This window comes from Priestia sp. AB (assembly GCF_028369225.1).
GTDB classification, from domain to species: Bacteria; Bacillota; Bacilli; order Bacillales; family Bacillaceae_H; genus Priestia; species Priestia megaterium.
The window spans coordinates 90264-115612 of sequence record NZ_JAQMYN010000001.1 but is presented as its reverse complement, the minus strand read 5'-3'; the positions used below and the strand labels follow the sequence as shown (position 1 = coordinate 115612).

The 25349-nt window shown below is 38.1% G+C and carries 25 protein-coding genes and 1 other annotated feature (1 of these 26 only partly in view); of the genes, 5 read left to right on the top strand and 20 right to left on the bottom strand.

What is annotated here, in order from left to right; all coding sequences use genetic code 11:
• Positions 1-154: 154 nt before the first annotated feature.
• From POF52_RS00575 to POF52_RS00555, 5 genes are all read right to left on the bottom strand, one after another.
• Positions 155-832 (bottom strand): metal-dependent hydrolase, encoded by a 678-nt coding sequence (locus tag POF52_RS00575; RefSeq protein WP_271990832.1) that lies wholly within the window; start codon positions 830-832, stop codon positions 155-157.
• Positions 833-945: 113 nt separating this feature from the next.
• On the bottom strand, positions 946-2067 hold the full coding sequence (gene ald, locus POF52_RS00570) for an alanine dehydrogenase (protein ID WP_271989110.1): 1122 nt from the start codon (positions 2065-2067) through the stop codon (positions 946-948).
• A gap of 149 nt (positions 2068-2216) precedes the next feature.
• Complete coding sequence (locus POF52_RS00565) at positions 2217-2384, bottom strand: hypothetical protein (protein ID WP_271989108.1); 168 nt, start codon at positions 2382-2384, stop codon at positions 2217-2219.
• A 164-nt stretch (positions 2385-2548) separates the two neighbouring features.
• Positions 2549-3937: an argininosuccinate lyase gene (gene argH / locus POF52_RS00560; protein ID WP_013059464.1), complete on the bottom strand. Its 1389-nt coding sequence runs from the start codon at positions 3935-3937 to the stop codon at positions 2549-2551.
• Positions 3934-5142 (bottom strand): argininosuccinate synthase, encoded by a 1209-nt coding sequence (locus tag POF52_RS00555; RefSeq protein ID WP_013059465.1) that lies wholly within the window; start codon positions 5140-5142, stop codon positions 3934-3936. The genes argH and POF52_RS00555 overlap by 4 nt, the downstream gene beginning before the upstream one ends.
• Before the next feature lie 314 nt (positions 5143-5456).
• Here POF52_RS00555 and POF52_RS00550 point away from each other — a divergent pair, with 314 nt between their 5' ends.
• Positions 5457-5771 (top strand): hypothetical protein, encoded by a 315-nt coding sequence (locus tag POF52_RS00550; protein WP_029319996.1) that lies wholly within the window; start codon positions 5457-5459, stop codon positions 5769-5771.
• Positions 5772-5796: 25 nt separating this feature from the next.
• On the opposite strand, the gene POF52_RS00545 is transcribed toward POF52_RS00550, so the two are convergent.
• The 8 genes from POF52_RS00545 to sppA all read right to left on the bottom strand — a co-directional run bounded on the left by POF52_RS00545 (position 5797) and on the right by sppA (position 13178).
• Positions 5797-6642: an EcsC family protein gene (locus POF52_RS00545; RefSeq protein ID WP_255323335.1), complete on the bottom strand. Its 846-nt coding sequence runs from the start codon at positions 6640-6642 to the stop codon at positions 5797-5799.
• A 228-nt stretch (positions 6643-6870) separates the two neighbouring features.
• Positions 6871-8061, bottom strand: a complete 1191-nt coding sequence (locus tag POF52_RS00540; RefSeq protein ID WP_013059468.1) for an acetate kinase — start codon at positions 8059-8061, stop codon at positions 6871-6873.
• A 196-nt stretch (positions 8062-8257) separates the two neighbouring features.
• The gene (locus tag POF52_RS00535; RefSeq protein WP_176583568.1) at positions 8258-9250 is read right to left on the bottom strand and encodes a class I SAM-dependent methyltransferase; all 993 of its coding nucleotides are present in this window, start codon (positions 9248-9250) and stop codon (positions 8258-8260) included.
• A gap of 147 nt (positions 9251-9397) precedes the next feature.
• Positions 9398-9931 (bottom strand): thiol peroxidase, encoded by a 534-nt coding sequence (gene tpx / locus POF52_RS00530; protein ID WP_271989100.1) that lies wholly within the window; start codon positions 9929-9931, stop codon positions 9398-9400.
• 139 nt (positions 9932-10070) lie between these two features.
• Positions 10071-10538 (bottom strand): GerW family sporulation protein, encoded by a 468-nt coding sequence (ytfJ, locus tag POF52_RS00525; RefSeq protein WP_074893754.1) that lies wholly within the window; start codon positions 10536-10538, stop codon positions 10071-10073.
• A 13-nt stretch (positions 10539-10551) separates the two neighbouring features.
• Complete coding sequence (locus POF52_RS00520; protein ID WP_013059472.1) at positions 10552-11250, bottom strand: DUF2953 domain-containing protein; 699 nt, start codon at positions 11248-11250, stop codon at positions 10552-10554.
• Positions 11251-11653: 403 nt separating this feature from the next.
• Complete coding sequence (locus tag POF52_RS00515; protein ID WP_271989095.1) at positions 11654-12157, bottom strand: RDD family protein; 504 nt, start codon at positions 12155-12157, stop codon at positions 11654-11656.
• 10 nt (positions 12158-12167) lie between these two features.
• Positions 12168-13178, bottom strand: coding sequence for a signal peptide peptidase SppA (sppA, locus tag POF52_RS00510; protein WP_128819496.1), 1011 nt, complete (start codon positions 13176-13178; stop codon positions 12168-12170).
• A gap of 148 nt (positions 13179-13326) precedes the next feature.
• On the opposite strand from sppA, the gene POF52_RS00505 reads away from it, so the two are divergent.
• A complete protein-coding gene (locus tag POF52_RS00505; protein WP_013059475.1) occupies positions 13327-14127 on the top strand; it encodes an NAD kinase in 801 nt (266 codons plus the stop codon).
• Positions 14128-14150: 23 nt separating this feature from the next.
• Here the strand turns inward: POF52_RS00505 and POF52_RS00500 are convergent, their stop codons facing one another.
• The 5 genes from POF52_RS00500 to ezrA all read right to left on the bottom strand — a co-directional run bounded on the left by POF52_RS00500 (position 14151) and on the right by ezrA (position 20468).
• The gene (locus tag POF52_RS00500) at positions 14151-15743 is read right to left on the bottom strand and encodes an amidohydrolase (RefSeq protein WP_271989091.1); all 1593 of its coding nucleotides are present in this window, start codon (positions 15741-15743) and stop codon (positions 14151-14153) included.
• Positions 15744-15866: 123 nt separating this feature from the next.
• Positions 15867-16055: an alpha/beta-type small acid-soluble spore protein gene (locus POF52_RS00495; protein ID WP_013059477.1), complete on the bottom strand. Its 189-nt coding sequence runs from the start codon at positions 16053-16055 to the stop codon at positions 15867-15869.
• A gap of 88 nt (positions 16056-16143) precedes the next feature.
• Positions 16144-17355, bottom strand: coding sequence for a tRNA uracil 4-sulfurtransferase ThiI (gene thiI / locus POF52_RS00490; RefSeq protein WP_013059478.1), 1212 nt, complete (start codon positions 17353-17355; stop codon positions 16144-16146).
• Positions 17356-17361: 6 nt separating this feature from the next.
• Entirely contained in the window at positions 17362-18504 is a 1143-nt protein-coding gene (locus POF52_RS00485; RefSeq protein ID WP_016765732.1) for a cysteine desulfurase family protein, read from the bottom strand.
• Positions 18505-18776: 272 nt separating this feature from the next.
• Positions 18777-20468 (bottom strand): septation ring formation regulator EzrA, encoded by a 1692-nt coding sequence (gene ezrA / locus POF52_RS00480; protein WP_016765733.1) that lies wholly within the window; start codon positions 20466-20468, stop codon positions 18777-18779.
• Positions 20469-20681: 213 nt separating this feature from the next.
• Here ezrA and hisJ point away from each other — a divergent pair, with 213 nt between their 5' ends.
• Positions 20682-21476: a histidinol-phosphatase HisJ gene (gene hisJ, locus POF52_RS00475; protein ID WP_271989083.1), complete on the top strand. Its 795-nt coding sequence runs from the start codon at positions 20682-20684 to the stop codon at positions 21474-21476.
• On the opposite strand, the gene refZ is transcribed toward hisJ, so the two are convergent.
• Positions 21468-22115: a forespore capture DNA-binding protein RefZ gene (refZ, locus tag POF52_RS00470; RefSeq protein ID WP_013085219.1), complete on the bottom strand. Its 648-nt coding sequence runs from the start codon at positions 22113-22115 to the stop codon at positions 21468-21470. The two genes, hisJ and refZ, sit on opposite strands and share 9 nt — an antisense overlap.
• Positions 22116-22332: 217 nt before the next feature.
• On the opposite strand from refZ, the gene POF52_RS00465 reads away from it, so the two are divergent.
• Both POF52_RS00465 and rpsD read left to right on the top strand, forming a co-directional pair.
• A complete protein-coding gene (locus POF52_RS00465; RefSeq protein WP_271989081.1) occupies positions 22333-22812 on the top strand; it encodes a GAF domain-containing protein in 480 nt (159 codons plus the stop codon).
• Positions 22813-23228: 416 nt separating this feature from the next.
• On the top strand, positions 23229-23831 hold the full coding sequence (gene rpsD / locus POF52_RS00460) for a 30S ribosomal protein S4 (protein WP_013059485.1): 603 nt from the start codon (positions 23229-23231) through the stop codon (positions 23829-23831).
• Between the two features lie 71 nt (positions 23832-23902).
• Here rpsD and tyrS read toward each other — a convergent pair whose 3' ends face one another.
• Positions 23903-25162, bottom strand: coding sequence for a tyrosine--tRNA ligase (tyrS, locus tag POF52_RS00455; RefSeq protein ID WP_013085222.1), 1260 nt, complete (start codon positions 25160-25162; stop codon positions 23903-23905).
• A 75-nt stretch (positions 25163-25237) separates the two neighbouring features.
• Positions 25238-25349 (bottom strand) — a binding site (T-box leader); it runs 99 nt beyond the window's last position.

The window sequence follows — 25349 nt, the reverse complement described above, 5'->3', positions numbered from 1 at the left end:
GAGTCTTGCACGCAAATCAACAGCTAGAAGCCTCTACATATATGAAACCTACGTTCACCTTAACAATAAAAAAAGAACGGGTAATCGATATTATCGATTACCCGTTCTTTTTTAACTTTAACTGAAATCGTTTTGTCCCAGCCTTTATTTATGATTAAAGATCCAATCCTTCTCCAACTTTTAATACTTTTCCTTCAATACCAGATAAAGACTCAACAAATTGATGAGGATCTTGCTTAATTACAGGAAATGTATTGTAGTGAATTGGCACAACAAACTTTGCCTGCACCCATTCCGCTGCGATAGCCGCATCTTCAGGTCCCATTGTAAAGTTATCTCCAATTGGAAGAAATGCTACGTCAGGCTCATGGCGACCAATTAACTTTAAATCAGAAAATAAAGCCGTATCTCCAGCATGATAAATTGTCTTTCCTTCAATCGTTAAAAGCAAACCAGCCGGCATTCCTGTATAAATAATTTTCTCATTATTTTCTGTATAACTTGAACCGTGGAAAGCTTGTGTCAATTTTACCGTACCAAAATCAAATGTATAGGCTCCGCCTATGCTCATTGGATGTACGTTTAAGCCTTGCCAGCTAAGATATGTAGCTAATTCTGCTACTGCCACAACAAGTGCACCGCTGCGCTTAGCAATTTCCACCGTGTCGCCTACATGATCATTATGGCCATGAGTCAGTAAAATCACATCTGCTTTTACATCTTCAGCATTTAAATCTGTTAATTCATTTCCAGTGATAAACGGGTCAATTAAAATTGTTTTTCCTTTTGTTTCAATTTTAACAACAGAATGTCCATGATAAGAAACGTGCATCATATATTCTCTCCTTTTACACTAACCTTTTCTATATTCTACCCGTCTGTTTTGGTTACAAAACAAGTGAATACGCGGCTATCATATCACAAACTGCGCAAAAACATGCCTTATTATGCTTGCTCTAATAAAGTTGTTGCATCAGCATAAGTGAGACCGTGTGCATCTGCAACAGCCGCGTAAGTGACAAACCCATTTAGGGTGTTGATGCCTTGAAGAAGGGAAGGGTTTTTTAAGCACGCTTTTTTATATCCCTGATTTGCTATTTGCAGAGCATAAGGAACCGTTACGTTGGTCAGCGCTAAGGTCGACGTACGTGGAACAGCTCCAGGCATATTAGCAACAGCATAATGCAAGACCTCATGCTTCGAATAAGTCGGGTTATCGTGAGTGGTAATGCGATCAGTTGTTTCAAAAACCCCCCCCTGATCAATAGCAATATCAACTACAACGGACCCTTTTGACATCGTTTGAACCATCTCCTCGGTGACAAGCTTTGGCGCTTTAGCTCCTGGTATGAGAACCGCTCCTATCACTAAATCTGACTCTTTTACAGATTGTGCGATATTGTAGTGATTTGACATTAATGTCGTCACTTCTTTACCAAATAAATCATCAAGCTGGCGAAGGCGATCAGCGTTTAAATCAATTATTGTAACATCAGCCCCTAATCCGACCGCAATTTTAGCAGCGTTGGTTCCTGCTACTCCTCCTCCAATAATTGTTACTTTTCCTCTTTGCACGCCTGGAACTCCACTTAATAAAATCCCTTTGCCACCTTTGGTTTTCTCCAAAAATTGAGCTCCAATCTGAGAAGACATTCTTCCTGCAACTTCGCTCATCGGAGTTAACAGAGGCAAGCTTTTGTTTGGAAGCTGTACAGTTTCATAAGCGATGCCTATCACCTTTTTATCAATCAATGCTTTCGTTAATGCTTCTTCAGCTGCCAAATGTAAATAGGTAAACAAAATAAGTCCTTCACGAAAATATCCGTATTCTTCTGAAATCGGTTCTTTTACTTTCATAACCATTTCAGCATCCCATGCTTCTTTTGCAGTATTTACGATAGAAGCCCCTGCATTTGTGTAATCTTCATCATGGAATCCAGAGCCTTCTCCTGCCTGTGTTTCAATATATACATCATGCCCACCGTTAACTAAAGCTGTAACACCAGCTGGAGTAATAGCCACGCGATTTTCATTGTTTTTTACTTCTTTCGGCACTCCAATTTTCACCTTTATCCCTCTTTTCTTATATCAGTGATTAACTAAAAAAGAACGCCACACCAAATCCTTTAGAAAACCGGATTTACTATGACGTTACCTTTCGATAGAGCTCAGCATAATCCTGCTTTTCTTAGTCTATATACAGTATATGCATCTAGTTATTCATATAGTTCGTTCTCACTCTGTGCTTCTGGATTTTCCACTACAGAAGCCATAGCATCGCCAATGACGCCGCTTGAATAAGAATCCATTAGCTGTCTTGATGTCTCTTTTTCTCCTTCAAAATCATATTCATATACATGCTGCGGATGTTTTTTGTCTTTCATATGTCACTTCTCCTTTTTCACTTTATTTTCTTTACGAATGTAAACTTTACTTCATAATCCCTTACATGATCTTTTCTATTTTCTTCTTAAATGCTCTAGTTATACCATTTATCTCACATCAAAAAACGCCCGCAGATTTTTCTGCGGACGTTTTGATAACTTTTTTATATCGATGTTTTTTCATGCAATTCATCTTTAGCTAGCTGAATTGCTTTTTTTACTTGTTCAAATCCTGTTCCTCCCGCGCTATTGCGGCGATTAACAGCTGTTTTTGGACTTAATACATGATAGATGTCTTCCTCGAATAAATCTGACGCTTCCTTATATTGTTCAAGCGGCAAATCCATTAGGTAGATATTTTTCTGAATACAAACGAGAACCAGTTTCCCAACCACTTCATGTGCTTCACGAAACGGCATACCTTTTGAAGCAAGATAGTCAGCTAACTCCGTTGCATTTGAAAAATCTTGTTTCGTAGCTTTTTCCATAACATTTGTTTTTACTGTCATTGTTTCGATCATGCCAGCAAAAATGGTCAAACATCCTTCAATCGTTGTAACCGTATCGAACATGCCTTCTTTATCTTCTTGCAAGTCTTTGTTGTATGTTAAAGGCGTGCCTTTTAACACAGTCAATAGGCTAAATAAATGACCATATACTCGTCCTGTTTTACCACGAATTAACTCCGCCATATCAGGATTTTTCTTTTGAGGCATAATACTGCTGCCCGTTGCGTACGTATCATCCATTTCAATAAATTGAAATTCTTGACTAGACCATAAAATTAACTCTTCACAAAAGCGAGATAAATGCATCATTAAAATAGAACTGTTGCTTAAAAACTCTAAAATAAAGTCACGATCGCTGACAGCATCCATACTGTTTTGATAAATTCCATTAAAGCCTAGAAGCTCAGCGCTATAGTGACGATCAATTGGGAATGTTGTACCAGCTAAAGCTCCTGCTCCCAAAGGAGATAAATCAATACGCTTCAGCGATTCTGCATAACGTTCAGCATCGCGCTTGAACATTGAAACATAAGCCATTAAATGATGAGCAAAAGAAACCGGCTGCGCGCGCTGCAAATGTGTGTAGCCTGGAAAAATGGTTTCAACATGCTGATCTGCTTTTGTAAGCAATACATCTTCTAGATTTTCAATCAGACCTACAATTTGCTGAACATGCTTTTTTAAATATAAGTGCATATCTGTAGCAACTTGATCATTACGGCTTCGACCCGTATGAAGCTTCCCTCCAACCGGACCAATTTCATCAATTAATAACTTTTCTAAATTCAAATGAATATCTTCATATTGAGCAGAAAATGTTAATTCTTTCTTCTTAGCTTTTTCAAGCAGTGTTTGAAGGCCTTTTTTAATTTGTGACGCTTCATCTCCAGAAAGAATACTGCATTTCTCAAGCATTGTTACATGTGCTAAACTGCCTTCAATATCTTCTTCTACAAGATGCTGATCAAATGAAATCGACGCACCGAACTCGTCAATCCATTGTTCAGGGCGTTTCGTAAAACGCCCTCCCCAAAGTTTGGTCATACCGTTGTCACCTTCTTTTGATTTACCATGCTGCTCACTTGTGTTGGAAGTCCCCATAATGAGATGAAACCAACTGCTGCATTGTGATCAAATTCATCTTCTTTTGTATATGTTGCAAGTTTTTCATTGTATAAAGAATTAGGAGATTTACGTCCCTCTACGATAGCATGCCCTTTAAATAGTTTTACTCTCACTGTTCCGTTCACATATTGCTGCGTATCTTTTAAGAATGCAAGCAGTGAATTTGTTAATGGAGAGAACCATAAACCTTCATAGATAACTTCTGTTAATTTTTTTTCAATCACTGGTTTAAAGTGCGCTACTTCTTTCACTAATGTTAAATCTTCAAGCTCTTTGTGTGCTTTAATTAATGTCATAGCAGCTGGACACTCATACACTTCACGTGATTTAATTCCCACAAGACGGTTTTCTACATGATCAATACGTCCGACTCCGTGCTTACCTGCAATTTCATTCAATTCTAGAATTAACTGAGCTAGCGTGTAAGATTGACCGTTTAATGATACTGGAACACCTTCAACGAATTCAATTTCTACTACATCCGCTGTGTCCGGAGTGTTTTCAAGAGAAGCCGTTAGGTCATATGCTTCTTCAGGTGGAGCTGCCCAAGGATCTTCAAGAACGCCACACTCGTTACTTCTTCCCCACAAGTTTTGGTCAATTGAAAATGGGCTGTCTAAGTTAATTGGAATTGGAATATTTTTTTCTTTTGCATACTCGATTTCTTCTTCACGAGACCATTTCCAATCACGAACAGGAGCTAAAACTTCTAAGTGTGGATTTAATGCTTTAATTGATACTTCGAAACGCACTTGGTCATTTCCTTTTCCCGTACATCCATGTGCGACAGCTACTGCATTTTCTTGCTCTGCTACTTCTACAAGCTTTTTAGCGATTAGCGGTCTAGATAGTGCAGATACTAATGGATATTTCCCTTCATATAATGTGTGTGCTTGAAGTGCTGCTAACGCAAATGTATTGGCATATTCTTCTTTTGCATCAATCACATATGATGATACCGCTCCAACTGTTAATGCTTTTTCTTTAACGAATTTTAAATCTTTTCCTTCGCCTACATCTAAACAGCAAGCTACCACATCGTACCCTTTTTCCTGTAACCATTTAATTGCAACTGATGTATCTAAACCTCCGGAATATGCTAAAACAACTTTTGGATTACTCATTATCTATTCCTCCTACAAATTATATATATATTAATACAACCGTTTTAATTTTTATTCATTTAATCTACTATTACTTTAACAACTTTTTAATCTATTTTCAATAGTTATTCAAAAAAAAGTATATAAATTCACATTTATTTTAATTTAATAGGATAAAATCTCTTAAAATACTGTAAAAATAGACATGAATGAATATACCTTTCTTACATACCGTGTATATTTATATGCATAAATCAAGTATAAATGATTTATTTTTCACTTACAGTAGCTCTGGCTTTTGTCATTGTATAAAATGGAAGGGAAGAGGTGAAAAAATGGAGCGCTTTTTTACTTATGACAACAGACTCGGTATAAAAATTCCTGCTCTCGAAAGAGAATGGACATTCTATTCTGAAAAAGTTCAGCAGGATATCCTCCTAACATGGGAATCCATTCGGGGGCAGATTCCAGACAAAATTCAATCTTTAGAAAAGAGTATTAATCAAAAACAAGCGGCGTTAGAAGATGAGACTAATTTTATCCGCTCCTGTGAATTAAATAGCGAGATAGGAGAACTTGCTTCTATTATTAATGATTTGTGGATTTGGTATCGAACAAATGAGGAAATATCAAAAAAAGTTCACGGATAGACAAAAAAACGAGTCTCATGAAAAATTAATGAGACTCGTTTTTCTTATCCAGCAAATAGCGGTATTGGTAAAAGCGCTTCGCATAATCTGTCACTTGTTTGGCCATTCGATAATTCATCCCTCCGCCAACCATCATACTCACAATCGGCAAACGATTATAAACTTTTCGCTTCGCAGCAAATATAGCTAGCGTTTTCCCAATTTGCACAACGATTTTTTGCAGCCACGTTTTATCTACAATTTGATCAACACCTTCATAAAAATACGGGTCAAATTCTTGCCTTAACTCACCCTTTAATTGATGCCACCCCTCAGCCTGAAGGTGTCTAGGTAACGTTGCTGCATGGAACACTTTTAGCGTTAGCATAAGCTCTGAAGGAGTCTGGATATGATAGCCGTAGCTCATTGCTGCCTGTTGCACCGCTTGAATATTCATGCATAAAACAGCAGGTATATCAATACCGACTAGCAGCGATTGTCCCGTTCCTGAAAGTGCTCCTTGACTCAGCGCATACAACCGAAGCTTGGCCATTTGCTGTTCGCATATATAAGAGAGCTGATCTACTTGAAGGGAATTCATTTCTGACAGATCTGTGATATCCTCTTTGAATACACGAGCGGTTTCAATAATTCGTTTTGTCGCTTGAGTTTGCATTTCCGTACCTTGAATTAATGCGGTTAACTGAAAGAGTCCCTCATCAATTTTATGTAAATAGGTCTCACGAACAGAAGCTGGAATTAAGTTAAGCCCTTTTTCTAACCACTCTTCGTACAATAACTCCATCTCAGTTGCTTCTACACTCTGTAAGCTCTCTTCCCATTTATACATTTCTTCTAAAAGCTGTTCTTCGCGATTCGTTAGTATCATCATGTCACCCTTTCAAGAAATAAGTAGTTTTATTTTTATTATAACAAATAATGCATCCGTTACATTTTGCTTCCTATATTATTTCTTTCTTCTATACGTTGTAAACCTTCTTTCAATCGTCAGCTACTTACGCTATATAAAAAAGCTGATTTCCTAACAAGGAAATCAGCTTTTCGTTAGTTTGCCTGACAATTTATGAGAATTCATGCATTGAAGAGGCACTTTATGAACTTAAATATTCGCTAAACGAGTAACGTCACGTGCAATCATAACTTCTTCGTCTGTAGGAATAACCATAACTTTAACTGGAGAATGAGGGTAGCTAATAAATGCTTCTTCTCCTTGTACACTATTTAAAGCTGGATCCCAATAAACGCCCATGAACTCTAAACCGCGAAGAACGCGAGCACGTACAACATCACTGTTTTCTCCAATACCTGCTGTGAAGATGATTGCATCTACACCAGACATACGAGCAGCATAAGAACCGATATATTTATGAATACGGCTAGCAAATACTTCAAGTGCTGTTTCAGCGCGTTCATTGCCTTCAGCGCTTGCTTTGATTAGATCGCGTAGGTCACTAGAAATACCAGATACACCTAAAAGACCACTTTCTTTATTTAATACATTTAATACTTCGTCAGCAGTTTTTCCTGTTTTCTCCATAATAAATGGAATTAATGCAGGGTCAATGTTACCTGAACGAGTTCCCATTGCTACACCAGCTAATGGTGTGAAGCCCATTGATGTATCAATTGACTTGCCGCCTTCAATTGCAGCGATACTTGCACCGTTACCTAAGTGACAAGAAATTAAGCGCAATTGTTCGATCGGACGGCCAAGAAGCTCAGCTGCACGCTCAGAAACATATTTATGAGATGTGCCGTGGAAACCGTATTTACGAACGCCATACTTTTCATAGTACTCGTACGGTAAGCTGTACAAGAATGATTTTTCTGGCATTGTTTGATGGAATGCTGTATCGAAAACTGCTACAGCTGGAACATTTGGAAGAATATCTTGGAACGCTTTAATTCCCACAATGTTTGCTGGGTTGTGAAGCGGTGCTAAATCAGATAAAGCTTCAATTTCCGCTAGTGTTTCATCTGTGATTAAAACAGAATCAGCAAATTTCTCTCCGCCGTGTACTACACGGTGACCTACACCAGTGATTTCATCGTATGATTGAATGATGTTTTGAGAAAGTAACTTTTCAACTAAAATTTTAACTGCAACAGCATGGTCAGGGATTTCTGTAATATCCGTTTGTTTTTCACCATTTACCGAGATCGTGAAAACAGCGTTATCTAAACCAATTCGTTCTACTAAACCTTTTGTTAATACCGTCTCACTTGGCATTTCAAATAATTGAAACTTAAGTGAAGAACTGCCGGCGTTGATTGCCATGATTTTTGACATAAAAAAACAGCTCCTTCTTTATTATACGTGCATCATAAACATAACGAACAGAACATAAAAGTGTAATCTCTACAATATTCTATGCATTTCGACACGATTTCTATCCTTATTCATTTAATCATTCACGACAATAGATTTCAAGAGCTATACATCATGAAAACGCTACCGGAAAATATTCATTATTTTCGAAAAAGACTTACTTTTTATTCACTCGGAACCATTGGTCCATTTGAGCCATAATATCACTCATTGCTTCCCGATTGCTGAACTTCGGCAAATTTACAAGCAGCGCGTTCTCAGGTGCTGTTACTCCTTCTCCCTGCTTTTGAAGAACCATAATACTTTTAGCAGCCTGCTCTTGTTTGAACATTGAAAGTGGCAGCTGAATAATCCCTTGCACGATTGCTTCCTCTTTTAGCAACGGCTGTAATAAATGAGACTGTTCAGATTCAAACAAGTTATTTGGAATAAGGGCTACTACGTATCCTCCATCTTTTACATGACGCAAGCTTTGTTCAATAAATAAGTGATGAGCATAGGTGTGACCTTCTTCAGCTCTTACCTTATACTCTTTTACCCCTTCGTCGTTTGGATAATAACCAACCGGAAGGTCACAGACAACTAAATCAACAGGATCAATAAAAAGCGGCTGTAAGCTGTCTTGATTGAATAATTGAACGCCGTGCTTCTGTAAATTTGCATTTACATATGTTAATTGAAGTAATAAATCATCCACGTCTACACCGTATACGTGTTCAATTGACGCAGCGTGTGTGTTTAAAATGGTTGTTAATAAGTTCCCTGCTCCTACTGCGGGATCTAAAAGCGTATATTTATCTTTTCCTGTCATGAACTTTCCAACTAGATAGCTGACAAATAGTCCTACAGCATCAGGCGTCATTTGGTGGTTAGGCTGAACTGCTTCTTTCATGCCTTTTAAAATAGCTAGCTGATACGCTTTTCGAATCGTTTCTTTTTCAAAATGATCAAGCGTGATTGAATCGTATTCTTTTTTTAAACGTTTTTTAGTTACCTCATCTAGCTCTTCTTGTAAAATAGTTCCTTGAAACAAATTTTCTCCCGTTTCAGCTACTGCTTCTAAATATACGCAGTTTAGTTCTTTTCTTAAAATAATAGCTGTTTGATCAATTACACCAAATAGCTTTTCCATACTAGCTAACTGACTCATATTCTGCCTCCTGTGTAATGAAATAATATCTATATAAATGAGTAAACGTCCTATTTGGAACATCATATTTTATCATAAAAACTTCTTAAAACACAAAGAAGGCGAAAAACATTGTTTTCCGCCTTCTGCCGAACGCCACTGACAATCTTACTTAGCTGTTTTAGCTGCTTCGATTGCTGCTTCGTAGTTCGGATGCTCAGTTACTTCTGGTAAGTACTCAACATACATTACGTTGTCATTTGAGTCTACTACAAAGATTGAACGAGCTAATAAGCGTAATTCTTGAATAGCTACACCATATGCTTCTCCGAAAGATAAGTCGCGGTGGTCAGATAAAGTTTGAACATTATCAATGCCATTAGCACCGCACCAGCGCTTTTGAGCAAAAGGTAAATCTACGCTTACTGTTAATACTTTTACGTTATCTAATTTAGCTGCTTCTTCGTTGAAGCGGCGAGTTTGCGCATCACAAACTCCAGTATCAATAGAAGGAACTACACTGATTAGGCGAACAGAACCCTTTGTGCTGTCAAGCGTTACTTCTGATAAATCATTTGCTAAAACCGTAAAGTTTGGCGCCTTGTCTCCAACCTTCACTTGATTTCCTAATAATGTTACATCGTTACCTTTAAATTTAGTCACGAATAATTCCTCCTTTAAATAAGTATGTACACTGTTCATATTAGCTTGTCTGTCTCTATATTGCAATTAAATGACATACAAAACATGGAGCTGTATCCTAAAAAATAAGCGCAATAAAAAAAAGACTTTGCCTGCTTCTTTTACGATTTAAAGAAGCAGGCAAAGCTTTATATTATTTCTACAAATTAAAATCATTTGAACTGTCATGATGCTGATTTTGTTGATTGTGCTGATCCTGCTGATGATTGTTGCGCTTGAACATTTGCTGCACGCGTTCAATTGCTTGAGGTGCTGTATCTAGAATCTTTTCATATAAATGTGTACTTTCGTTAAGGTGAAGCATTTTAATTCCGCTTCCACTCACAATTAAAAAGGCGATGGGCGTAATTGATACACCGCCACCGCTTCCTCCGCCAAACGGATGACCTGATTCTTGCTGATGCTGTCCTGGAGAAGATGGTGCATGTCCTTCTACTCCAAACTCGCTTCCGCCCGCTGCAAAACCAAACCCTACTTTTGAGACAGTTAAAATAACACTGCCATCAGGTGTTTCCACAGGATCACCAATGATTGTATTAACATCAATCATTTCCTTTAAATTTTCCATAGCTGTCGACATTAAACTTTTAATTGGATGTTCTGCCATTAAGATAACCTCCTTATGTTTTCACAGAGTGTGTCTTGTTCTTATTTGACGACTTCCATCTTTTGCGACGCTTTTTGGACGTATGCCGCCAGTATCTCAAGGTCCGTAAACCTACTAGAATAGCTTGACCAACTCGAAAAGAAATTATGCACTCAAATACCGTTTCTGACCAAAGATGTTGAAATACAGGAGTAACGCTCATGACAGGCATATCTTTTAATTTCATATAACGGCTGATTATACCAACTATGCCCCCCTTTGCAGACCATACAGCCCCGGTAAGGACGCCTGTTAACGCAGCGTCACCTAAGCCGAAACGGCTGTGCCATCTAATATCACTTACCGTCACTTTCTGTAAGAAACGACGAAAAATTTTATGAAAACCGACTACCTGTTCAAGGAATTGCTTCGCATTTTCTAACATGCTTAGCCCGTCTTCTACAGAATAATCACTCCATGAATTCTCGTCTTCTTTTCCTTGATCACCCATTCCTTTCTTCTTTTCAACAAGCAAACGAGGAGAATCTTTTTTCACTTTCACTACCGGAATTTCATATGTATAGCGAATAAGACCAAACCAAGCCCTGAGTCTCACTCTGTAATAATCGTTATCTCGGACATGGTGAAGATCTACAAATAGCGTGATTTTTGTCCATACAATAAGTACAATAACAATTAAAAGTGCTAGCAATATCCATAAAAGCCATAGCACATCCTTCACTCCTTCTTAGCTTCACATTATCTCCAAAACACAGAATATTAAACCTTATGGAAACAATAAAAAGAGGTTGAGATATAACGAAATGAATCCAATCTCAAGACGAACAAATGGGATACATGAGCTGAACCGCTTGTGACACCGCAGTTGATTTCCGTGCAAGACTTCGCTTTCCGCGGACGGGCGCTGAGCCTCCTCGTCGCATACACTCCTGTGGGGCCTCACTGCTCCGCTTTTCCCGCAGGAGTCTTCGCCTTGCCCTCCAATCAGCAGCTAGAAGAATCTAAACTAATAAAACCTGCGTTTACCATAAAAAAAATGAACCACTAATCAAAAGTCTTGATTAGTGGTTCGTTTTTCACTTCGTCTAAAATCCTTTTATTCTAGCCTCTTTTGATTATCTGCTGATTGTACCTTCGTGTATGACAGTTGTATCTGCGTAGTAATCGTGTGCTCCTTGCTTCTTAGGTAAAAACGCAACTAATAAATAGCCAAGTAAAAAAACTGTTTTAGAAATATAGCGTCCAACTCCTTCACGAAACAGCACAACAGGCCAAGTTAAAGTGGAGTCTTTCAGCGATACTACTTTAAGCCCAAACACCATCTTTCCAAGCGTTTGTCCAAAATACTTGGTCATTAAAACAAAATAACCATAAAAGATAATAACCGTTATAATCGTATAGGGAGAAAAAAATCCATCTCCTCGAGAAATACCTGCTAAATGGAAAATAGGCTTGATCAGCAGAGAGTTCAAGCTAGCTACCACAGCTAGATCTAAAAGATATGCCCAAAAGCGCATCCAAAAGCCTGCATAATGGAAGTCACTACCTATTGGCGTACTTACCGCTGGCTCATGTTTTATATTGTCGTTTGATTCGGTTGAATGAGACTGATTTTCCATGTTCCCACCTCTATTCTGCATATAAATACATCAGACGCGGAGAGCTTGGCTGCGCAAATGTTTTTAACATTGCAGTAACTTGTTCATCTCCACCTATTACTTTTTGCATGCTCATTGAAAGCCAAGAAGGCAGTCCGAATCCTTGATTGTATTGAATTACTTGTGCACCTTTTAACTTATAATCTTTCTCCATTCCTGTTACCGCATCTTCAAAATAGCCTAGTTGATCGACCAGCTTCAGCTCTTTAGCCTGACGTCCATCGTACACTCGTCCATCTGCGAGAGAACGCACTTTTTCTTTAGACAAGTGACGTCCCTCAGAGATAACATTGACAAAACCATCGTACGAGTTGTCTACAAGTGTTTGCATAATTTCTTTTTCTTCTCCGGTCATTTCTCTTGTTGGAGACATAATATCTTTATGAGCTCCGCTTTTAATCACGACAGATTCTACTCCTAGTTTATCAGCCAGCTTGCCGTAGTTAACGCTTTGCATAATTACACCTAGTGAACCTGTTAAAGTGTCCGGGATTGCATAGATTTTGTTAGCCGCTGTTGAAATGTAATAGCCTCCTGAAGCAGCCATTGATCCCATTGAAATATACACTGGCTTTTTCGTTTCTTTCTTCAGCTCTTCAATTTTTTTATGTATTTCAGCACTTTCAACGACGCCGCCGCCCGGTGAATTCACCTTAATAATGACTCCTTTAACTGTCTTATCATTTTTTGCAGCCTCTAGCTGCTTTAAAAATGCTTGGTGGTTATAACCATTTTGGGACATAAGCGGAGAGGAACCGCTTCCTGTATCTTGAATCGTTCCATTGACCTCTAGCACTGCAATTTTCTTAGCTGCATTCCCTTTTTCAATAACTGTTTCTGATAGTTCGCTGTCGTCTCCTCCAAAGATGCCTGCCAGACCGTCATCTTTTTCTTCTTTGACTGAAAAACCAATATTAACAATCGCAGAAAAAATGAATAAGCAGGCCGCAATTAAAAGAGCAATCCACCTTTTTTTATTCATGAAAATCCTCCTTTTAGGTGTCAGAATTAAAAGATTATTCTTTTAATTCTTAAAGCAATAATGCTATAATTATTGTAACAAACTTTTTTTAAAAAGTTTACTTTATCGCTAATATTTTACATATCAGACAAACAAGGGGGAACTATCTATGCCAAATCGTCGCAACGTTTATTTCTTTCATCCAAAAAACCAGGAAACAAAGGCGCTCGTAAGTCCACTTATTGAACTTGCAAAACAATATGACTTTCAAGTAGTAGATCATTTCGACAGCGCTAACATCATTGTAAGTATTGGCGGTGACGGAGCTTTCTTACAGGCTGTCCGTCAATCTGGCTTTCGAGATGACTGCTTATATGCTGGTGTCACAACTTCAGATCAACTAAGCTTTTACTGCGATTTTCATATCGATGAAACGGATAAAATGATTGAAGCTATTACGACAGAAAATATAGAAGTACGTCGATTTCCCGTTTTACAAACTCAAATTGATCAAGGAACTTCTTTTTATTGCTTAAATGAATGTTCGATTCGATCAGGAGTTATAAAAACACTCAGTCTAGATGTTTTTATTAATGAAAATCACTTTGAAACATTCCGTGGGGATGGGATGATTATTTCAACACCAACAGGCAGTACGGCTTATAATAAATCGGTAAGTGGAGCCGTAGTTGATCCGTTAATACCTTGTATGCAAGTCAGCGAATTGGCATCGTTAAATAATAATAACTATCGTACATTAGGATCTTCATTCATCCTAAGCGCTGAGCATACGCTCACTTTAAAACTATCCAATGACAACAATCACAGTCCAATTATTGGAATAGATAACGAAGCATTAAATGCACGTCAAGTTGATCAAGTTCAAATTCGTTTAAGCGACCGTCAAATTAAAACGGTTAAGCTGAAAGATAACTCTTTCTGGCAACGAGTTAAGCGTACGTTTCTATAATAAAAAGCGCCCTTGGGCGCTTTTTATTTTTGATATATAATTTCTCCATTAATAGCAGTCATCTGCACCTGTACCCCTGGAATATCATCTGCAGGTATCTCAAACAGATCTCTTTCTAATACGGTAAAATCAGCTACATAGTCCTTTTGAATATATCCTTTTTTATGCTCTTGATGAATGGCCTGCGCGCTTCCTAATGTAAACAGCTGAACAGCTTCAAATACAGTGAGTCGCTCAGAAGGTATGTAAACGACCGAGCTGTTCGGAGAAGTTTTTCTAGAAACTGCTGCATGAATCGTTAACATGGGATTGATAGGTTCAATAGGCGCATCCGATCCGCCTGCACACATAACGCCCTCGTCCAATAACGTTTTCCACGCATAGCAATAGTCCAAATGCTCTTCTCCAATTTTTTCAATAACCCATGGAAAATCACTGGCTAAAAACCGAGGCTGGATATCCAGCACAACCGGGAGCTTTTTTACACGATCAACTAAATCTTTTCGTAGGATTTGCGCATGAATAATACGATCTCTTTGCCCTGTTTGAGGAGGATATTGTTCGATGCTTTCTACGACATATTGAAACGCTAAATCACCAATCGCATGAATTGCAACGGTCATATTCAATTCCCTCGCTTTTCTCACTAGCTGTTTTAATTCATCGAGTGATTGAATAGCTACACCTCTTGTAGAAGGGTCGCTTTTGTATGGAAAGCTTAAAAGAGCAGATTGACTGCCGAGCGAACCATCAGCAAAAATCTTCATTGGCCCTATTTCAATAAAAGCGGATGTGTCTTTCTTTTCTTCAACGTATGTATACATATCATCTACAGCTTCATGATGAACAAGTAAATGAGCACGAAACAGCTGCTTTTCTTTATGAATAACGTCTTGAAATGCTTGATATGTACGCAAAAAGCCTCCATAATAATTTAAATCTTCCGTATGTCCACCCGTCAATCCGTGCTGAACACAATCTTTAATAGCTACTGAAAGAGCTTGTCGAATGTATGCTTCCGTTACTTGAGGAATATGAGCCGTTACTAATTCTTGCGCTTGATCAGCCAAAAAACCAGTAGGATTTCCCGCTTCATCCCTCTGGATAATACCTCCTTCCGGGTCGCGTGTTTCAGCTGTAATCCCGGCTATTTTAAGAGCAGTCCCGTTTACTACTAATCCGTGACGACAGACTCGCTTCAACATAATAGGATGTTCTGTTGAAAGTTGATCAAGATCTTGATACTGAATCAAAGAGGAATCTTCCCACTGATTTTCATCCCACCCTTCTCCAATTACCCATTCTCCTTTTGGTGTACTCTCTACTTTTTGCCGAACGCGCATCAGCACGTCTTCCCTAGAAGTAGCTTGAGACAAATCAAGCCTAATGAGCTTTTCACCATGACCAATTAAGTGAAGATGGCTATCTACAAAGCCCGGATACATTGGATATCCTTTGAGGTGTACTTCTTTGTCAATCTCAGCACCCCATTTGATTCTTAGATCTTCTTCTGCGCCTATATCTTCAATGAATCCTTTTTCAACATATACGCTTTCTACATGCTCATCTTCTTTTAGCATCGTATATATTTTGCCCCCGTAAAATAAAGTCCCCATCGCCAACATCTCCTTTACTTTATAAAGCTTGATCTTGTCTCTATTATACGTGACAAAACAAACAAGACAAAAGAGTGAGGTTTCCCCCACTCTTTTTAGCCATCATTATTTAGTTAATATGACTTATTTACCACCAAGTTGTTGCTCAGCCATTTGAACTAAGCGTTTAGTGATTTCTCCACCAACAGATCCGTTAGCGCGAGCTGTTGCTTCTGGTCCAAGATTTACACCGAATTCAGAAGCGATTTCGTATTTCATTTGGTCGATAGCAGCTGCTGAACCAGGAGCTACTAATTTGTTTGTGTTTGCCATGTGTTTTCACCTCCTTGTTGAATATAGATTGTGTCAAAACACATGGCATCATACATTATTTTTTTGGTAATTTTATGAAATTTAACTTTTAAAACAAATCTTCTACGCTGTCCGCAGTATTTGTAGCCGAAGAAGCTGTCATCTCAAGTGTTTCTACATTATTTACCGCTTCTTGAATTAATGTTTCAAAATCATAAAATTGTTCGTATCGATTTATTTTTTCACGCTTTGGCTTCGTTTTTGGTGAGCTTGGCGTAAAAATTGTACAGCAGTCTTCATACGGTCGATTCGAAATTTCATGTGTATCAATTTTGCGGGCAATTTCAACAATCTCCGTTTTATCCATTGTTACAAGCGGACGCAAAATTGGCGTATTAGTCACTTCATTAATCGCATACATGCTCTCAACCGTTTGACTAGCTACTTGCCCTAAGCTGTCGCCAGTTACGATAGCTAACGATTCATTTTTTTCACGAATAAGGTCCGTGATTCGAAGCATCATACGGCGTGTAGAGGTCATGGTATAATTCTCTGGAATTTGCTTTTGAATCGCTTGCTGTACAGCTGTAAACGGTACAATGTGAAGCTTTACTTTTTCGTGATAAGCCGTTAATTTTTGCGTTAAATCGATGACTTTTTGCTTAGAACGTTCACTTGTAAAAGGCGGACTGTAAAAATGAACCGCTTCTATTTCTAAACCGCGCTTCATGGCTAAGTATCCTGCAACCGGGCTGTCAATTCCTCCAGAAAGCATCAGCATCGCTTTTCCACTCGTACCAACTGGAAGACCTCCAGCTCCGCGATAATCAAAACATGTAATATACGTTGCTTCACTTCTCACTTCTACTCGTACATTTACGCTTGGTTCTTTTACGTTTACCTTTAGATGCTCTGTATTTCGTAGAATATGACTTCCTACTGCATAATTTAATTCGTTTGTATCAAGAGGAAATTGTTTATACGCTCTCCGAGTAGATACTTTGAATGTTTTTCCTTCTATATCAAATTCTTTCATTGCTTCTAACGCTGCTTCTTGAATCGCTTCAAGCTCATTTTCAACTTTTAATGCTAAACTAAAGCTTTGAATACCAAAGATTTGCTGAAGACGTTCGATGATAGGCTCGTGATTTTCACCGTTTAAGTGAATATACATGCGGTCTCTTGTGTATTTTACGTGAATATTTTGGAATGCGCTAAGAGCCGTTACGATATTTTTTCTTAGCTGGGCAACAAATTTTTTTCTATTTTGTCCTTTGGTTGAGATTTCTCCGTACCGAATTAAAATGTGGTTATATATCATAATCATTTACCTCATTACTTTCTTTAGATCTTCAATTACTGTGAAAATAGCATTTACAATGGGCGTTACTTCATTATAATCATTTAAGCCTGACAAGCTTAATCGAATGGATTGATCGGCTTCTTCGTAATTTTTACCGATAGCTAAAAGCGTTTTGCTTGGCTTTTTTCGCTTTGATGAGCAAGCAGATGTAGTGGATACAAACACTCCTTTTTCTTCAAGAGCGTGAACAAAAACCTCACCTTTAATACCTTGTGCTGTAAAATTTATAATATGAGGTGCCGAATGCTCATTGGGCGTATTAACCGTGATTCTTTCGTGAGCAGAAAGTTTGTCCATCAGTTCTGCTTTTATTTCCCGCATTTTTTGCTGATTTTGAGCAGCATGTTCAAGTGTTAAACGAAGTGCTTTAGCAAATGCTACGATTCCCGGCACATTTTCCGTGCCTGATCGATGCTGCATTTCCTGAGAGCCTCCGCTAAGCAGCGGATGAAGCTGAACTCCATTTCGTTTATATAAAATTCCCGTCCCTTTTAAGCCGTGAATTTTGTGTCCTGATAATGTGCATAAATCAATTTTATGATCCGCTAAAGAAAGCGGAACTTTTCCAATCCCCTGCACATGATCGACGTGAAAAAGCACCTTGGAATAGTTCGTCAGCATCTGTCCAATTTCTTCAATTGGCTGAATGGTGCCAATCTCATTATTTACATGCATAACAGATACTAAAATGGTTTCATCCGTAATAGCTGATTCAATAGCCGCAGGTGATACAAAACCACTGGAATCTACCGGAACATACGTAACGTTAAATCCTAGGACTTCTAACTGCTTGAATGGTTCATGAACAGAATCATGTTCAATATTTGTCGTAATGATATGCTGACCTCGGCTTTTATATTGCATCGCTACGCCTTTAATAGCCAAATTATTCCCTTCCGTTCCTCCAGATGTAAAGATAATTTCATTTGACGATACGTGCAGCAATTCTGCTACTTGCTCACGCGAACGGCTCAACAAATTCTCCGCCTGTACGCCAAACTGATGGAGGGAGGATGGATTGCCATAATAAGTTGTAGCTACTTTGGTAAAAGATTGTATGACTTCGTTATAGGGTTTTGTTGTAGCGCTATTATCTAAATAAATCAAGGATGCGCGCCCCCTTCTTCATTTTTTCGGAACAACGTATTATCATAACATACCTTAATACTTTTTTAAATTAGGTTTTGCCTTAGTAATCATAACAAGGATAGACGATCTTTTCAAAGCTATTTGCCACTTTATAAGAAAGGTCTCCCCTTGCTTATCCTAACAGTTGCTGCCGTATTTATAGACTATACCATTAGCATTGAAAGAGATACGAGATAGTATGCTAAAGAAAAGCATCATAAAAAAGCTCGTGTCCTTTGGACACGAGCTTTTTAACTCTGTGAAGATACAATACGCTGTATACGATCCAGCGCACCAGGATCTACTTGCTCAATAGCTGCAGATGCCTGTTTTAATGCTTCTTTGTATTCATAATGACGAAATGCTTCTTCTGCTTCTTCTAAAGACTGTGCAATTGAGTGATGAGTACTTCTATAGCGGTTACCGTATTGAATCACTCTTTCAACGAGTCGCGCTTCTTCTAACATTGCCTCTGTTTCATCAAATGTATCCTGAACAAAACCAACTGCATCTTCAAGTAAAGATTGAACAGCTTGAATATTAAGCGGTTTTTCTTTCAGCTTAGCGGTTACTTCATTTAAGATATGAACCGTTTTTTCAAGCTGTACTTTATATTCTTCAGGAACACCAGGAAGGTTGCTTTTTTGAATAAGGCGTCGTGCTTCAATCAACTGAGATTTCAGTTCTTCTATTTTGTCCTTAGCTGAGAGCTCATCTTTGCGAAGAGCTTGTAGCATATCGCTATAGGATTCCTGAGATTCTTTTAATTGGTTAAGCTGTTTGGAAACGTCTTCGAGTTCTTCTTGGATCACACTGTAGGCTAAATTGTGCTCCGCCACCTTGTCCGAAATATTATAGTACAAGTTAGTCAATCGTTTTAGTTCGCGGTCCATTTTATAATATACGTCTAAATCGCGCTCTTTAAAATGATAGCTTTGCTGTACAAATAGCGTTTCTTCACGAAGTTCACGGTTTCGTTCTTGAAGCATACGAAGGAAGTTAGATACCGTATGAGATTCACGGTTCATTTTATGATAGGAGAAAACCTCATGCTCAAGTGAGTCATATAACTGCTCTAAACGTTCGTTCACATCATCTAGTTTTGTAATCGCTTCTTCCACATATAATTCTTCAATATCTGCAATAATTTCAGCAGTTTCTTGTTTTAAAAGCTCTACCGTTTCTTCTACTTGCAGATGATCTAACACATATCCCTGCTCACTCATTTCGTGGAACCCGTCAAGCAGTTCATTGAACTGGACAGGAAGAGTGGTCTGACACTCAACTAACACTTTTGGAATTTGTTCTAAATACGAATCAATAGCTGTTAAATCAGTTTTTAATTGAAGAACAATCTCACGTGCTTGAAGATAGTTTCCGTTAATCGTCTCTTCCTCGTATTTTTTAAACTGCTCTTTAGATGTATTAATTGCGTATTCTAACGTTTTTTCAGCATTTCCATAGGAATACCGATGTGCGAGCAATTTTTTCTTCACATGGCGGTGAAGCTGATTTAATTCCTCAATATCATATCGATTATCTTGTTCGCTACCAATTAAATTTTGAAGTTCAGTGAGTATGTTTTCAATATCTATCTTGGTTTGTTCTAAGGCTTGATCAATATGTATAGATAACTGCTTCGCTTTTTTAAATCGGTATTTATCCGCTGCTTCTTCCGTTTCAAACAGTTCTTTATCAATTTTCGGGAGATTAGTTGATATAATTTCATCCCACTGCTCACGCCAACGTTCAAATAGCTCTTCAGTTTGACCTGTCATGTTCAATTCTTTTACTTTTGAAATTTCCTCTGCAACTGGCGTATTTGCTAATTCGACTTTGATCGTTTCCAGGCGATCAATTTCTTGATAAATCTTTTTACGTGAAAACATTCCGTACACAACTAATCCGATAATAAGTATGATTAGTGCTATAATGAATTCCATACTAAGCCCCCTTACAGTGCGTTCTACATGACAAGTTTCTTATTTATAAAAAGGGTCAATTTAATCCTTTAAATTTTTTTGCGTCAATGTTTTTATGATACCATGTAAAGTCCAACTTTTGAGCAAAAAATTAAATTTTTTTATACAAAATATTGGCATGGAGTCACTTTGTGTCGTTACAATGGAAAAAGAAGAAAAAAGGAGGCATTTTTTATGAAAGTTGACAAACATATTCATACTCCATTTTGCCCACATGGTTCACCTGATTCATTGCAACAATATGTTGAACAGGCGATTTCCCTGAACTTTTGCGAGATTTCGTTTACAGAGCATGCTCCATTACCAAAAAGCTTCAGTGATCCGACGCCTGATCGCGACAGCGGAATGGATCCTGACAAACTTGATCGCTACATTCAAAACGTACAGCAAGTTAAAAAAGAATTTGAGCCCGAGATTCGTATTAATATCGGATTGGAAGTTGACTTTATTGAAGGATTTGAACACGAAACAACAGATTTCTTAAACGAATATGGTCCTTATCTCGATGACAGCATACTTTCTGTCCACTTCTTAAAACATGAAGAAGGATATGATTGCCTAGATTTTAGCGCTGACGTATTTGCACATATTGTACAGAAGTTTGGCAGCGTAAGCAAAGTATATGATAAGTATTACAACACCGTATTACGCTCTATACAGGCCAATTTAGGCGTTTATAAGCCTAAGCGCATTGGTCATATGACGCTCGTACATAAATTTCAAACTCGCTTTCCATATGAAGACACACTTTCACCTATTATTTTAGCAATACTCGATGAAATAAAAATGAAAGATCTGGCTTTGGATTATAATGGTGCAGGGTTGTTTAAGCCTTTGTGCAAGGAAGCGTATCCAGCTCCCTTTGTCGTAAAAGCAGCCCAACAGAAAAAAATCCCTCTCGTATATGGGTCAGACGCCCACTGTGCGAAGGATTTAGGCCAAGGCTATGGAGAGCTCCATTTAGGATAATTGAACGCGCAGTTTGTTTGTCCGTTCATATGGCAAACATACCGTGGTGTGCACCCATTGCTCAAGCTCAATCGCATATTGCTGAACAAAATACGGTTCGTGAGGCAATATATGAAGAACTTCACTTAGGTACTGAGGATGAAGATAAGGCATAGACAGCATGCCCTTAAGCTCAATGATTGTAAAGGAAACGTGCAGCTTTCGAAATTCCTTTTCTTTCATCCCTCTTTCAAGGATTGTTTTTAAGTAGTACTTCTCCTTGGTTAAATACGTAGTCATAACTTCTCGAATTAAAATCGTGTCAAGCGAGATTTCTCTATATACGAGCCGGGCAATATGCCTATTTTCGTGCTGGTAATGTAAGATAGCTCGAATCATCACGATCATACTTTCTGTTGAAGACAGCTTTTTCATTTCTTGGAATGCTTGCTCCAGTACCGCAATATAACCTTCAAAATAAGAAATCACTAAACTTTCAAGCAATCCTTCTTTGCTATGAAAATAATATGAAATATTCGCTACGTTCACTTTCGCTTTTCCTGCAATCTCGCGCACCGACGTACCATCAAAACCTTTTACGTTAAAAAGAGAAACAGCCGCATCAATAATTTTCTCTTTCGTTTTTGACTGTACAGCCATCTATCTACACCTCATTTCGATTTATTTTTACAAAACACATATGATTGCAAAATTGTGTAGAAATCGTTACAGTATTTAAAAAGGATTTTAGTAGCCTCTCTACATAATTCGTGATAGGCTTTTTAGTTCCTGTAATCTTTTATCGACAAAGTAGCGTTAAAACTGACGTTTCCTGATAAAAACTCATTAAATCTTATGTTGAATGGAGGAGAATACATTGTTTAATGTCGAAAACTACAGCGGCTCAAAACAAAAGAATTATGAATTAGTAATTAAGCAATTACGCGCCTTATTAGAAGGAGAAAGTAATACAATTGCTAATCTAGCAAATGCTTCAGCTTTACTAAATCAATTTTTAAATGAAGTAAACTGGGTAGGCTTTTATTTAATGGAAGACGGCGAGTTAGTACTCGGCCCTTTCCAGGGGCTGCCCGCTTGTGTTCGCATTCCACTTGGAAAAGGCGTATGCGGTACAGCAGCTCAAAATCAAAGAACAGAGCGAATTGAAGATGTTCATGCATTCCCTGGCCACATTGCATGTGATGCTGCTTCTCAATCTGAAATTGTTGTACCAATGGTAAAAGACGGTAAACTTTTAGGTGTTCTTGATATTGACAGTCCAATCAAAAATCGCTTTGATGAAATCGATCAACAGTATCTTGAAGAATTCGTCAAAGAACTCACTTCTTTTCTTTGAATATGAATAAGCAAAAAAACCGCTGCAAATCAGCGGTTTTTGCTTATTAAACAAACGTTTGATTAGCCCATCACCACCATTTTCTTACGTTCTTTCTTCTCCTTTCATACTTCAAAAGAATATATCCTTTCTTTTACATTCTTTTAATCTTCAATCTTCCTTGACTTTATACGAGGAAACACCTATAATACTCGTTGTGTGAAATATTGCAGCTTATACAATCTTCTTTATGTTTTTTCATTTTGTTCCTCATTAAAAGGTTGTTTTACAGAAGTAGCAATTCTTTTAACAAGATGGTGTATCGTGTAACTCTCTGCTGCTAGAGCGATGGTACATGAAAACAAAATGAGCATATCGCTAGAATGTGTCTGTTTTTGTTTTGCATAAAATAAAAACACAAACAAGGAGGAGTCATCATGGCTCGTTATACAGGTCCAAGTTGGAAAATCTCTCGTCGCTTAGGTCTTTCTCTAAGTGGTACAGGTAAAGAATTAGAAAAACGCCCTTACGCTCCAGGTCCACACGGCCCAGGTCAACGTAAGAAAATTTCTGAGTACGGTTTACAATTACAAGAAAAGCAAAAATTACGCCACATGTATGGTGTAACTGAGCGTCAATTCCGTAACTTATTCGTTGCTGCTGGTAAATTAACTGGTAAGCACGGTGAGAACTTCATGATTCTTTTAGAAGCTCGTCTTGATAACTTAGTATACCGTATGGGTCTTGCACGCACTCGTCGTCAAGCTCGTCAATTAGTTAACCACGGTCACGTTTTAGTTGACGGTAAACGCGTTGACATCCCATCTTACCGTGTACAACCTGGTCAAGTGATCGGTGTTCGCGAAAAATCTCGCAACCTTTCAATCGTGAAAGAAGCGCTTGAAGTTAACAACTTCGTACCAGACTACTTAACAGTAGACGCTGAGAAATTAGAAGGTACATTCACTCGTCTACCAGAGCGTTCTGAATTATCTGCTGAAATCAACGAAGCACTAATCGTAGAGTTCTACTCTCGTTAATAGTAAAAAGCCGTTCCTTATGGAGCGGCTTTTTTGCTATCTATATAAAAAAAAGGCCTTTCGGCCTTTTTTTATGCGTATTGAATAAGCGTATATTTTTTCTTGCCTCGACGAATCACTGTGAATTGACCTTCAATACGGTCTTCTGCACCTACTGTTTTTTGTAAATCTTGTTCACGCTCACCATTTAAGTAAATCGCACCGTTTGAAATATCTTCACGTGCTTGACGTTTAGAAGGAGAAATTTTACTTTCTACAAGTAAATCAATTAAACCAATATCTTCACCTGTATGCGTGTAAGAAGGAACATCCTTGAATCCTTGCTTAATTTCTTCTGCTGTTAACTCTGAAATACTTCCGCTAAATAAAGCTTGCGAAATACGAATTGCTTGCTCAAGAGCTTCTTCACCGTGTACAAGCGTAGTCATCGCTGCCGCTAGTGCTTTTTGTGCTTCGCGTTTTTCAGGAGCTTCTTTTGCAGAAGCTGCTAATTCATTAATTTCCTCGTGTGATAAGAATGTAAAGTATTTTAAATATTTTATAACATCACGATCATCTGTATTAATCCAGAATTGGTAGAATTCATACGGACTTGTTTTTTCAGGGTCTAACCAAATTGCCCCGCCTTCTGTTTTACCGAACTTCGTCCCGTCCGCTTTTGTTACAAGCGGAACTGTTAATCCAAATGCTTTTGCATCTTCTTCTGATTTACGAATTAATTCTAAGCCAGCTGTAATATTTCCCCATTGGTCGCTACCGCCAATTTGAAGCTTACAGTTATATGTTTGGTATAAATTCAAGAAATCATATGATTGTAAAATCATGTAGCTAAATTCCGTAAATGAAATGCCTGATTCGATACGAGATTGAACAGAATCCTTTGCCATCATATAGTTAATACCAAAGTTTTTACCGATATCTCGTAGGAATGTAATAACATCTAATGAGCCAATCCAGTCATAGTTATTTGCAATAACTGCTGCATTTTCACCTTCTTCGAAATCTAAGAAGCGTGAAAGCTGACCTTTAATACGCTCACTAAACATGGCAACCGTTTCTTTTTCATTTAATGTACGCTCTGCTTTTTTACCGCTTGGATCTCCAATAAGACCCGTACCTCCACCAACTAATGCAATTGGTTGGTGTCCAGCTTGTTGAAAGCGACGTAAAATTAAAACAGGAAGCATGTGGCCGATGTGAAGGCTGTCGGCTGTCGGATCGAATCCACAGTACAAACGAACAGACTCTTTACTCAAAAGTTCACTTAAACCTTTTTCATCCGTTTGTTGGTTAATGAGCCCTCGAAACTCAAGATCTTGTAAAATATCCATGTTATATATTCTCTCCTTTATCTAATTGCTCGTTGCAATTTGTTGAACAACATAAAAAACGCCCCTTCTTAAAAAAGAAGGGACGAAAATATCGCGGTACCACCCTATTTGGAAATAAATTATTTCCCACTTAAATGATGTAACGGTCTACCCGTCTTTTGCTACTGTAAGTTCACAAAAGATGCTC